The sequence below is a fragment of the Silanimonas sp. genome (assembly GCF_027530345.1).
GTDB lineage: Bacteria > Pseudomonadota > Gammaproteobacteria > Xanthomonadales > Xanthomonadaceae > Silanimonas.
On sequence record NZ_JAPZQK010000006.1, the window covers coordinates 153383 to 165324 of the forward strand.

At 68.2% G+C, this 11942-nt stretch carries 11 protein-coding genes; 5 read left to right on the top strand and 6 right to left on the bottom strand.

Annotated elements, in window-relative coordinates:
* Positions 1-5 precede the first annotated feature (5 nt).
* Genes O9255_RS03650 through O9255_RS03665 form a run of 4 tightly spaced genes read right to left on the bottom strand, consistent with a single transcriptional unit; the run spans position 6 to position 5774 of the window.
* On the bottom strand, positions 6-1664 hold the full coding sequence (locus O9255_RS03650) for an ATP-binding cassette domain-containing protein (RefSeq protein WP_297865476.1): 1659 nt from the start codon (positions 1662-1664) through the stop codon (positions 6-8).
* On the bottom strand, positions 1661-3361 hold the full coding sequence (gene cydD / locus O9255_RS03655) for a thiol reductant ABC exporter subunit CydD (RefSeq protein WP_297865477.1): 1701 nt from the start codon (positions 3359-3361) through the stop codon (positions 1661-1663). The genes O9255_RS03650 and cydD overlap by 4 nt, the downstream gene beginning before the upstream one ends.
* The gene (cydB, locus tag O9255_RS03660) at positions 3345-4343 is read right to left on the bottom strand and encodes a cytochrome d ubiquinol oxidase subunit II (protein WP_297865478.1); all 999 of its coding nucleotides are present in this window, start codon (positions 4341-4343) and stop codon (positions 3345-3347) included. The genes cydD and cydB overlap by 17 nt, the downstream gene beginning before the upstream one ends.
* A gap of 18 nt (positions 4344-4361) precedes the next feature.
* Entirely contained in the window at positions 4362-5774 is a 1413-nt protein-coding gene (locus O9255_RS03665; protein WP_297865659.1) for a cytochrome ubiquinol oxidase subunit I, read from the bottom strand.
* Positions 5775-5987: 213 nt separating this feature from the next.
* On the opposite strand from O9255_RS03665, the gene O9255_RS03670 reads away from it, so the two are divergent.
* On the top strand, positions 5988-6350 hold the full coding sequence (locus tag O9255_RS03670; RefSeq protein WP_297865479.1) for a rhodanese-like domain-containing protein: 363 nt from the start codon (positions 5988-5990) through the stop codon (positions 6348-6350).
* Positions 6347-7315 carry a DUF3365 domain-containing protein gene (locus tag O9255_RS03675; protein WP_297865480.1) on the top strand — a complete coding sequence of 323 codons (969 nt, stop codon included), beginning with the start codon at positions 6347-6349 and terminating at the stop codon, positions 7313-7315. The genes O9255_RS03670 and O9255_RS03675 overlap by 4 nt, the downstream gene beginning before the upstream one ends.
* An 18-nt stretch (positions 7316-7333) precedes the next feature.
* Here the strand turns inward: O9255_RS03675 and O9255_RS03680 are convergent, their stop codons facing one another.
* Positions 7334-7531 carry a hypothetical protein gene (locus O9255_RS03680; protein WP_297865481.1) on the bottom strand — a complete coding sequence of 66 codons (198 nt, stop codon included), beginning with the start codon at positions 7529-7531 and terminating at the stop codon, positions 7334-7336.
* On the opposite strand from O9255_RS03680, the gene O9255_RS03685 reads away from it, so the two are divergent.
* From O9255_RS03685 to O9255_RS03695, 3 genes are all read left to right on the top strand, one after another.
* On the top strand, positions 7523-8071 hold the full coding sequence (locus O9255_RS03685) for a Crp/Fnr family transcriptional regulator (protein ID WP_297865482.1): 549 nt from the start codon (positions 7523-7525) through the stop codon (positions 8069-8071). The two genes, O9255_RS03680 and O9255_RS03685, sit on opposite strands and share 9 nt — an antisense overlap.
* A gap of 75 nt (positions 8072-8146) precedes the next feature.
* The gene (locus O9255_RS03690; RefSeq protein WP_297865483.1) at positions 8147-8791 is read left to right on the top strand and encodes a DUF3592 domain-containing protein; all 645 of its coding nucleotides are present in this window, start codon (positions 8147-8149) and stop codon (positions 8789-8791) included.
* A 103-nt stretch (positions 8792-8894) separates the two neighbouring features.
* On the top strand, positions 8895-11147 hold the full coding sequence (locus O9255_RS03695) for a TonB-dependent receptor (RefSeq protein WP_297865484.1): 2253 nt from the start codon (positions 8895-8897) through the stop codon (positions 11145-11147).
* A gap of 9 nt (positions 11148-11156) precedes the next feature.
* Here the strand turns inward: O9255_RS03695 and O9255_RS03700 are convergent, their stop codons facing one another.
* Positions 11157-11849 (bottom strand): cupin domain-containing protein, encoded by a 693-nt coding sequence (locus O9255_RS03700; RefSeq protein WP_297865485.1) that lies wholly within the window; start codon positions 11847-11849, stop codon positions 11157-11159.
* Positions 11850-11942: the final 93 nt, after the last annotated feature.

Below are 11942 nucleotides of genomic sequence, written 5' to 3' on the forward strand. Positions count from 1 at the left end.
CCTCTTCACTCCGACCTTGCCAGCGGCCAACGCTCTCGCCGCCAGCCCGACGGCAAGGCTTCTGGCGCATGCGTGACGACGAGGCAACAGCGCGCTTCGAGCCACGACTGGAGGATCGGCAGAAGGTTCGCCATTACCGCCGCATCGAGGCCGCGGAAGGGTTCATCGAGGATCACCAGATCGGGATCGCGCAGCAGGAGCGCGGCCAACTGAAGGCGTCGCGCCTGCCCCCCGGACACGCGTGACCCTCGTGGACCCAGGCGGTAATCGAGGCCGTCGCCCGTGCGATCGAACACCGAGTCGAGCGCGACAGCCTCAAGGACCCGGTGCAGCGCTGCATCCCCGACATCGCCGAGTCCCAGGCTCAGGAACTGCCGCACTGTCAGGTCGAGCAAGTGGTCGTCTTGGCCCAGGTAGGCCATACGCGCATAACGTTGGGCATCGGACAAGTTGAGCCAGTCCACGCCATCGAGGCCGACGCAGCCTCCCAGTGGCGGAAGCTCGCCAGCGAGCGTGGCGAGAAGACTGCTCTTGCCGCCGCCGCTCGGGCCGTGGAGGACCCGAGGGACGCCGGGCGACAGGGTGGCGAACCATGCGGGCGCCTCCTCGGGCTGATGCCGGGCACGCAGGCCATCGATGACCAGAACCCTCCGCCTCGCCGAGGTCAGCGGCATGCCGGGACGGTTCGTCTCGACGACAGTCTCGATGCCAGATTCAAGCGCCATGACCCGTCGTGCCGATGCCTCCGCCTCGCCCACCCGCCACCACGCACCGGGGACGCCCGCGAAAGCCTCACCGAGACCGAGCGTCATCAAGGCGACCAGCGCCAGCGAAGCGGCGTCGAGCTTTCCCCAACCGATCGCCACCACGGCCACCAGCCACAGGCCCACCAGCGCCTGGACACCGTGCTCGGCGAGCAACGCCCACTGTTCCTGGCGCCGCTCACGACGCAGGACGTCGAGCGCCAGGGCGTCCAGTCGCTCCCGCCCATGATCCGCTTTGCGGTAGGCGAGACGCTCGGCGAGTCCGTTGAAGTGATCGTGATGGGCGACTCGGAGGGCCGCGCGCGAGGCCACCAGCTCGATACCGCGGCGGCGGCCCCTCGCGGCGAACGCGAACGCCACGAAGCCGATGGCCGTCCCGCCGATGCACAGGCCCGCGGCCATGGCGGGTGAGCCCCAGTGCGCCATGGCCACCACCGCGGCGAGCAGCGTGAGCGCCGCGGCGAGCAAAGGGCCCACCACGCGCAAGGGAACGCCATCCAGCGTGTCGATGTCGCGCATCAGCCGGGTGACGAGGTCCGCATGGCGCTCCGCGCCGAGCGCCGCCGCCCAGCGCAGCGCGGGCGTCGCCGCGACCGTGGTGAAGAGGCGGACGCGGAGATCGGCGAGCAGATGAAGCACCGCCGAATGGCCGATGACGCGCTCGGCGTAGCGCGTGATCGGCTTCACGAGGGCCAGCCCGCGGATCGCGGTGGACGGAGTGAAGATGTTGAGCCCGACCAGCAGACCCAAGCCGGCAAGCGCACTCGCCGCGATGAACCAGCCCGACAACGCGAGCAATGCCGCGCCGGCGATCCAGGTGAGGGCGAGGAATCCCCAAGCCATGCCCCACCGGCCGAGGCCGGACCGGTACAGGCGCCAGAGGTAACGCCGTGGCGTCATGGCGAATACGAAGGATCGGTGAGCGCGATGATCCGGTCGCACCGGGCCAACACGACTGGATCGTGGCTGGCAATCAGCACGGACGCGCGGGCAGAGCGCGCCAGCGGGAACAGCTGGTCGAGGAGGCGGTCCCGCGTCACGTCGTCCAGCGCCGCCGTGGGTTCATCGAGCAGCCAAAGCGGTGCCCCGGAGAGGAGGGCGCGGGCGAGGCCGATGCGCTGCGCTTGCCCGCCCGAAACGCCCGTCCCCTGCTCGCCGATCCGCGTGTCCAGACCCTTCGGCAGGGTCCCGGAGTCGGCACCAAGGCCCACCGCCTCGAGGGCGGCAGACAACACGGCATCATCGACCGCGCCCTCGCAGGCGAGTTGGAGATTGGCGCGCACGTCCCCGTGGAAGAGGTGGACGCGCTGGGGCACCCACGCCCATCGACCGCTGCGCACGACGCGGCCGGCGTCAGGGGAAAGGAAGCCCGCGGCCAAGGCCATCACCGTCGACTTGCCACTGCCACTCGACCCAGCCAGCCCCACGATCTCCCCGCGGCGAAGGCGAAGACCAAGACCCGCCAGGACGGGACGACGCCCCGCGCCATAGGCGTGATGGACGGTCTCGAAGACGAGGCAGGCCTCGTCCGCGTCCGTCGAGCCGCATGGGGAAGCCTTTGCGGGCGGCGCGTTTCCTGCATCAAGGCTGGCCAGCGACGCAGCAGCGGCCAAAGCGGAGCTGCGCTCGTGGTAGGCCTGCGCGAGTTGCCGCAGCGGCAGGAACCCCTCAGGCGCCAGCAGCAACACGAAGAAACCCGTCCAGGCGTCCATGCTCGCGGCGGGGCCGAAGGCGACCAGACCCAGCAGGGCGAAGCCGACGTAGAGCGCGACGAGACCAATCGCGAGGGCGCTGAACAGCTCCAGCGTGGCCGATGAAAGGAAGGCGACACGCAGCACCCGCATCACGAGGTTGCGATGGGCATGTGCCGCATCCGCCACTGCCGCCGTGGACTCACGGAGGGCGCCCATACGGCGCAACCACGGGAGCGTCTCCAAGCGCTGCAGGAGTTCCGCGCCCAGCGCTGCCTCGCGCGCTTGCTGGGTTTCCTGCACCGATTGCGTGCCCAGACCGATGAGCACCATGAAGAGGGGAACGAGAGGGATGGCGACAAGCAGCAACAGGCCGGCGATCCAGTCGAGGGACACGACGATCGCGACCACGGCCAACGGAACGATGCGGGCCCATTCCCGCGACGGCAGGTAGCGGGCGAAGTAGCCGTGCAGCGCATCGACCTGATCCAGGTGGCGCTGTGCCCACCACGCCGTCGAGCCGACGGTCGCCAGTGCGGCCGGGCCTCGTTGCGTGGCATCGGCCACCAGTCGCGATCGGAGTGCGTGGCGCACCGCTGCGGACAGTGCCTGGCCGGCGTGGTCCCTCGCGAGCCCCCCCAGGAACCGCAGCACCACGCCCGCGACAAGCCCGGACCAGATCAGGGCGGCCGGTGCTTCCGCTGAAGGCGCCAAGGCCGCCACGAGCACACCCGCGAGGCTGCCGTAGAGCAGCAACGCGCCGATCAATGCGACCAAGGCGCCAGCACGTGCGAGCCACAGCCAGCGGCGATGCTCGCGCGCGAGCGCCTCGAGCCAGCGGGCTTCGATCGCCGCGCGGGATGCTCCCGCGAGTGTCTCGACGGCGGACTCAGTGGTAGCCGACACCCATCTTCACCTTGCCGCGGAACACGTAGTAGGTCCACGCCGTGTACATGAGCACAAACGGGATCACAAACAGTACGCCGACGAGCAGGAACAGCTGGCTCTCCGGCGCGGAGGCCGCGTCATGGAAGGTGTGATCCGGCGGCACGACATAGGGCCACTTGCTGAAGAGCAGGCCGCCGTAGAACAGGCCGAACAGCGCGATCGTGCCAATGAAGGGCAGCGCGTCACGCCCGCGGGCCAGCGCACGCCACACCAGCGCGGCAACCGCCACCGTCGCGGCAGGCAGCACCCACAGCCAGGACAGGTTGCCGAACCAGCGGTCATGCACGTAGGCATCCATCTGCGGCGTCCACACGCTCACGACCACGAAGAAGCCCATGACCACGGCCAAAAGACGGACCGACCAACGGCGCATCCGCTGCTGCAGTTCGCCTTCGGTCTTGAGCACCAGCCACGTGGCGCCGAGCAACGCATAGCCCGCGACGAGGCCAAGGCCAGTCATCACCGTGAACGGCGTCAGCCAATCGAAGGCGCCGCCGACGTAGCGCATGTTCTCGGTCTCGAAGCCCTGGATATAAGACCCGACCACGGCCCCTTGCGCGAAGGTCGCCACGAGCGAGCCGCCGGTGAAGGCGAGGTTCCACATTGGTTTTCCCTTCGCCGAGGCCTTGAAGCGGAACTCGAAGGCGACGCCGCGGAAGATCAGGCCGGCCAACAGCAGGAACACGCCAATGTAGAGCGCCGGCAGGAACACCGCGTAGACCAGCGGGAAGGCCGCGAGCAGGCCAGCGCCGCCCAGGATCAGCCAGGTCTCGTTTCCGTCCCAGACCGGCGCGACGGAATTCATCATCACGTCGCGTTCCTCTTCGCTGGCGGCGAACGGGAAGAGCATGCCGACGCCGAGGTCGAAACCATCGGCGAGCACGTACATCAGCAGGCCGAAACCGATGATGGCCACCCAGAGATAAGTGAAGTCGAACATGGCAGGCGCTCCGGGCGATCAGTTCTGGAAGAAGGACGGCGTGGAGGACGGCGTCTCATCGATCTCGACCGCAGAGAGCGGCCGCTTTGGCCGCCCATGGTCGTCGCTGTGGGCCGGTAGCTCGGTGATGCCGTGCTGGACGACCTTTCGGAGATAGTGCAACCCCGCGGTGAAGACCACCGCGTATACCGCGATGTAGCCGACCATCGTGAACAGCACCATCCAACCTTGAAGGCTCGGCGTCACTGCCTCGCTGGCGGTCATCACGCCGTAGATCAGGTAGGGCTGACGGCCGATCTCGGTCACGAACCATCCGGCGAGCACGGCGATGAAGGGCGCCGGAATCATCCAGGTGAGCACGCGCAGGAAGCGCGGCGACGAGCGCAGCGAGCCGCGCCACACGTGCCACGCGCCCCAGAGGCCGACGAGGATCATCAGCATCCCGATGCCGACCATGATGCGGAAACTCCAGAACACGATCGCCACCGGCGGCCGCTCTTCGGGCGCGAAATCCTTGAGTCCCTGCACGACGCCATCGGGGTCATGCTTGAGGATGACGCTCGCGAGCTTCGGAATGCCGACCTCGAGGTGGTTTTCCTCGGCCTGCTGGTCGGGCAAAGCGAACAGCAGCAGCGGCACCTGCCCGCCAGTCTCCCAATGGCCCTCCATCGCCGCGACCTTGGCCGGCTGGTGCTCCAGCGTGTTCAGGCCATGCAGGTCGCCGACGAACATCTGCAGCGGCGCGATGACGGCCAACAACACGAGGGTCATCTTCAACGCGCGCTCGGCTGATTCCACTGCATGGCCACGCAGCAGGTAAAGCGCGGAGACACCGGCCACGACGAAGCCGCCGGTCAGGAAGGACGCCAGCGCCATATGCGCGAAACGGTATGGGAAGGACGGGTTGAAGATCGCCTCTGCCCAGCTCGTCACATGGATCATGCCTTCGCGGAGCTCGAAGCCGGTCGGCGTCTGCATCCAGGAATTGGCCGACAGGATCCAGAAGGAAGAAATGAACGTGCCGATCGCCACCATGTAGGCGGACAGCAGGTGCAAGCCCTTCGGCACCTTGCCCCGGCCGAACAGCAGCACACCGAGGAACGCGGCCTCGAGGAAGAAGGCCGTCACCACCTCGTAGGCGAGGATCGGCCCGAGGAAGTTGGAAGACACGTAGGCGAAGTTGCTCCAGTTGGTACCGAACTGGAAGGCCATCACCAGGCCCGAGACCACGCCCATGCCGAACACCACGGCGAATATCTTCGTCCAGAACGCGGCCAGCTTTTCCCAATGAGGGCTGCCGGTTTTCAGCGAGATCGTCTCCAGCACCGCGATGTAGCTCGCGAGGCCGATCGTGAAGACCGGGAAGATCGCGTGGAAGGAGACGACGAAGGCGAACTGCAGCCTGGAAAGGAAGACCGGATCGAGATCCATGGTGCTGGCCTGCTGGGGGGCCGGCGGGCGCCGGCCGGGGTTGGACGGAATCGGAAGCGGCGAGGGCACCTTAAGGGAGACGCGCACCGGACTGAACCGGGGTGCGTCCAAGAGTCGCAGGGCCTTCGCTGCTCCGACGAACGACTTTATATCGGAATATGCTTATATTAGGATTGACTGAACTCAAAAGAGAAGAGGTGTTCGATGCTCGCCATGCTTCGCAGTCTGTTGGCAGGTCCTTCCGCCTCGGCATCGGTCGATGAAGCCTTGGCCATGATGGCGTCGGGTGCGATCCTTGTGGATGTGCGCGAGTCCTCCGAGTGGCGGGCCGGGCACGCACTAGGCGCCGTGCACGTCCCACTGGGGGACCTCCAGGGCCAAGGGCTTCGTACCCTCGAGTCGAAAGGCGTGAAGGCGGGCACGGGTGACATCGTCCTGCTCATCTGCCACAGCGGCATGCGCAGCGGCCTCGCCTGCCAGACGCTGGCTGGCGACGCCCCCTTCAAGGCCATCAATGTGAAGGGCGGAATGATCGCCTGGCAGCGCGCCGGCCTGCCGATGGCAGGTGCACGATGAGCGCCGTGATCCTTCGGGCCAGCGTCGTCGTGGCTCTGGCCTTATCCGCCGGGCTTTCCGCCGCACAAGCCTCTGCGAATGCATCAGAGCAACCGGCGGATGCACGAGCCTTAGAAGCCGCGAAGGCGTTCTCCTCGGAACTGCGCGCTACCTTGGGCGCCGCCATGGCCCATGGTGGGCCCGCCGCCGGTGTCCGGGTCTGCCACGACGAAGCGCCCCGCATCGCTGACCGGATCTCCGCCGAGCACGGCGTCCGCCTTGGCCGCGTGGGGGTTCGCTCGCGACAACCCGCCAACCGACTCGAGGGTTGGCAGAAAACGCTCCTCGCCGCGTGGCAGGCCTCGCCACCGGCGGGCACACCGGCGAACTGGGCCCCCGTTAAGTCGATGGAGGCGCCCGGCGGAACGCTGCGATGGGCGAAAGCCATTGAGACCGAAGCGGTCTGCGTGGTTTGCCATGGCCCCTCGGTCGAGCCCGGCTTGGCCGACACCATCCGCCGGCTCTACCCCGATGATCCCGCCGTTGGCTTCGAGCCCGGCAGTTTGCGCGGACTGGTGTGGGTGGAAGTGGCGTCGGCGAATATCGCCGAACCGACCAGCGCCGATGCGCGCCAGACGATCCGCATGAACCCTGCGCAAGCCGCGGCGCTGCGTCGACAGATGCGAGCCCACCTGGAGCGGATCGAAGCAACGCTGCTGGCACTGGGCCACGGCGACAACGCGACAGCAGGGACGCTCCTCGCAGAAGGCGGGGTCGGAGGTCGGCATGGGGGAAGCGACGATTTTCGATCCGCATTGCCAGACGGCTGGCCGCGCTTCGCGCGACCGATGCACGTCGCGATGGGCCAAGCCTCCGAGGCCGCCGCCGCGGAGGACCTTCCCCGCACGCTGCGCCATCTGGGCGAGGCCGTCGGCCAGTGCAATGCCTGCCATGCGACCTACCGCGTCGATGCCAGGGAGCCCTGATCCGTGATTCTCCCGTCCTCACCGGCTTTCGCCCTGCTCGCAAGGTTGGGCGTGTTGCCAACGCTGGGAGAGCGCCCTCCGACGCGAGGTGCGCATGTCCGGCGCCTGCATGTCGTCGGCCACCCGGACCTGGCCATCGAGCACCTCTCGTTGCCAGGCCGTGCCGTGCTCTTCGAGGCTGGAGAACCCTTCCAAACGCTCCACATCGTGCTTCATGGCGCCCTCAAGACCGTGGCCCATGAAGGGACCGACACCGAACGCATCACGTCGTTCGTGCGTCGAGGCGAGGTCATCGGCTTCGAACAGATGGCGGATGGCGGACACGCCGCGGAAGCGGTCACGCTCGAACCTTCCGTGGTCCTGGCCGTACCCGTGGCGGGCCTCGAAGCGCTGTCCATGGACGACCCGACACTGTTGCGTCTGTGGTGGCGCACTTGTGCCGAACCGATGGAGCGGCACGCCGCCCAACTCATCCTGCTCGCGCGGCGCCTGGTCCATGAACGCCTCGAGCGCTTCCTCTGGTCATTGGCCCCTGCATCGACCGTGATGGCCGAAGGCGCACCCCGCCTCCATCTCGCCATGGGCCGTGGAGAAATCGCCAGCTACCTCGGTATGACGAACGAAAGCGTCAGCCGGGCCTTCGCGAAGCTTGTCGAGGAAGGACGGATCCGCGTACGTGGCCGGCATATCGACCTGCTTTCCGGCCCCAACGCGCCGTCGCGGCTTGCCGCAGGCCTCGCTGTTCGGCGAGCCTGACGCCGATCCCGTCTCGAGGACACGCCGATGCCTTGGCCACACCTCCTCCGTCAGAAGCGACTTGGTTATGCCGGGATGCTCGCCTTCGGGCTCGTACTCGTCGGCTTCGGGCTGCAACCCCTAATCCGCGACGTCTTGATCGAAGCCCACGGGGTGCAGACGGTGGCCACCGTGGTCGATGCCGGCTCCGTGCCGTCGTCCGGAGGAAGCCGCGTCGGGTTCATCCGCTACGAATTCAAGGACGCGGACGGGGCGCCCCACGCCGGCCAAAGCAGCGGCTATTCGGGCACGGTCGGTGAGTCCGTCCTGGTCGAGTACGCGCCGTCCTTCCCCTTCGTCCATCGTCTGGTCGGCGAAGACCGCCGGCTCGCAAAGGGATGGCACTGGGGCATGGCCGGATTCGGACTTCTGCTTCTGATGGCCGGCACACACAGCCTGATCGTGCTTCGTCGCACATGGGGGCTCGTGCAACGCCTGCGGCGTGCGTCGCCGCGACTCACCGGGCGTGTCATCCGCCGATCGCACGACGGCCGGACCCTCGACTACGAATACGCGGCCAGCGGCCGCACGCGACGGCGCCGCACCTTGCCGATGCCGATGTCGGCTTGGCAGGGCGTGTCGCCCGGCGACGACATCGCCCTCCTCGCCACGGATGCAGAGGCGAACGAGGTGTTGACGGTCGTCGAAAGGGACCACTTCGCGGCGTCACCGCCTCGCTGAGGCCTGCGACACATCGTCGCAGGGCGGGACGGAATTGATCGCACTCAAAGCGCGGAAAAGCGCCAAAGGAGACCCTGCGCGCCTCGTTTCCTTGGACCTTGCCATGCGCTCTCGTCGCTCCCTGCTCGCGCTCGCCATCGTTTCCGGTCTTCCCGGCTTCGTGACGGCCGCTCCCTCGCCGGACGCCGTCACCCTCGATCGCGTCGAAGTGCACGGCGACCACCTGCGGCCGCTGCCCACCGCGGAGGAAGCCGACACCACGGACCGTCGCGCGCATCACGGTGCCGACGTGGCGGCCCTGCTCTCCCGCGTCCCCGGCGTCGCGTTGCAGGGCGCCGGTGGTGCATCCAGCTTGCCGGTGCTGCGCGGATTCGCCGACGACCGCGTGCGCATCGCGGTCGACGGCATGGATCTGCTGGCCAGCTGCCCGAACCACATGAACCCGCCCATGTCCTACCTCGCGCCGTCGCAAGTGCGGAAGGCCGCCGTATTCGCCGGTCTCGCTCCCGTGAGCCTCGGCGGCGACAGCCTCGGCGGCGCCATCACCATCGACGCGACGCCGCTGCACTTCAACGAAGCGGCCAAGGACTGGACGGCCGGCGGTCAGCTCGGCGGCTACGCCCGGGAACAAGGAGACGCTCGCGGCATCGATCTTGCGCTACACGCTGGCGACGCCAACACCAGCCTCGCCGTGATCGCCAACCATGCACAGGCGGACAACTACCGTGCGGCCGAGCCCTTCAAGACGATCGCGAGCACCGGACGGGAAGGTCGTGTGCTGCCGCTGGATGAAGTGGGGTCGAGCGCCTACGAGACGCGCAATCAGCAACTCACCGTCGCGCAACGTTTCGAGGAGCAGCAGGTCGACGTGACGATCTCGCGCCAGGACATGCCCTTCCAAGGCTTTCCGAACCAGCGCATGGACCTCACCGAGAACCAAGCCGACCGCGTCAACGCGCACTGGAACGGCAAGCTGGGCGGCGTCGCGGTTGATGCACGCATCTGGCACGAACAGGTTGACCATGCGATGGACTTCGGTCCGGACAAGCGCTTCTGGTACGGCATGGCGTCGAACGTGCCGGGGGCCATGACGGAAGGTCGCCCCTGCGCGCCGATCTCGCCGACCTGCGCAGCCGGCATGCCGATGCTTTCGGCCAGCCGGACCAACGGCGCGAGCCTCCGCGTTGACCACACGAGCGCCGAGGGCGACGCGCTGCGCGCCGGTGTCGATCTACTCGCCTATCGGCTTCAAGAGGACTGGCCTGCTTCGGGTGCGGCCATGTGGCCAGGCACCTTCGTCAACATCAACGACGGCCAGCGCGATCGCGCCGGCGCCTTCGTCGAATGGGAATCGTCGCCGGGCGAAGGCTGGACGCGCCTCGTCGGCCTGCGTGTTGATCGCGTGGTCAGCGATGCCGGCCCGGTGCGCGGCTACGACATCGATCCAGCGCCGCCGGGCTCGTACATGATGACCGCCGCAGACGCCGCGGCCTTCAACGCGCGCCAGCGTCGGCAGTCCGACCTGCACTGGGGCTTCGCCGCGATGCTTCGTCGCAGCTTCGACGCAGGATTCAGCGCCGAAGTCGGCGTGGTGCGCCGCGTGCGCTCGCCGAACCTGCACGAGCGCTACGCGTGGTCCACGTGGTCGATGGCTGCACTCATGAACAACACGGTCGGCGACGGCAACGGCTACGTCGGCGACGTCGGCCTGAAGCCCGAGACCGCGCACACGCTCTCCGCCACTCTCGATTGGCAAGACAAGGAGAATGGCCACTCGGCCCGGCTCTCGCCCTATGTCACGTGGGTGGACGACTACATCGACGCCGTGCGCCTCACCAACAACGCGACCGGCTTCAACGTGCTGCGTTACTCCAACCAGTCGGCGCGCCTGCACGGCATCGACGCCAGCGCGACCTGGACGCTGGCCGACGGCACGGCAGGCCACTGGGCACTGGAAGGCAGTGCCAGCGTCACGCGCGGCCGCAATCGCCAGACCGGCGGCGGCCTCTACAACGTGATGCCGCCGCAGGGGCGGCTCGGCCTTGTCCACCATCGCGGCCCGTGGAAAGCGCGCGTTGATTGGGAAGGGGTACGCCGCAAGGCGTCGGGCTCTGCCGCGCGCAACGAGATCCGCACCGCCGGCTACGGCCTGCTCGCGGCCTCGCTGGCTTGGACCTCGGACGACCTGCGCGTCGACGTCGGCGTGGACAACCTGCTCGATCGGTTCTACCAGCATCCGCTGGGTGGGGCCTACGTGGGCCAGGGCGCGACGATGATGCTGGCAGGCGTGCCGGCGGGCATCGCCGTGCCGGGACCGGGACGCTCATGGCGCGCGGGGTTCCGTTGGTCGTTCTGAGCCGCGTGGTCAGCCCGCACCGGTACCGAGCCACGGCGCCAGCCGCTCGGTATCGAGGTGCCCGGTCTTGACGTACAGCGTGGTGCCTTCGCGGCTGAACGGCGTGTGCCGCGAACCGTGCGGGCTGCGCAGCCAGGTGCCCGCCGGGTAGCGGCCGTGCTCGTCCTCGAACACGCCGCGCAGGACGAGGATCTCCTCGCCACCCCAGTGCGTGTGCGGCTTGAACACCGTGCCCGGCGCCCAATCCACGAGCGCCGTGTGCTCGGTGCCGTGCGAATGCAGGGGCATCACGCTCAGGCCCTCGACCAGACCCGGCCGCCACGCCTCCCGCGAGGCATCGATGCGAACGGTCTCGCGGTCGTCCGCCGCGAACTGCCGCAGCTTCACGAACAGCGTGCAGCCGTCCGCGCTTCGCGGCGCGTGGCGGAAGCCTTCCGGGTTGCGCAGGTAGCTACCCGCCGGGTGGTCGCCGGTGTCATCGCTGAAGACGCCCTCGAGCACGAAGATCTCCTCGCCCGCCGGATGGCCATGCTCGGCGAAGGTCGACCCCGGCGCGTAGCGCACGAGGCTGGTCGCACGCGCGGCTTCGTCGCCGATGCGATCGAGCATCCGCCGCGTGACGCCGGGGCTCGGCGACGGCTGCCACGCGGCCTCGTCGGGAGGCAGCACCACGCGCTGGTCGAAATCGGCATTCAGGCGCATGGCGGCCCCGTCACGAAAAAGGATGGGGGCATCGTAGGCCCCGTTTCGCCACGCGTGCACCCGGGGTCGTCCACACTTCAACACCTCAGCCCC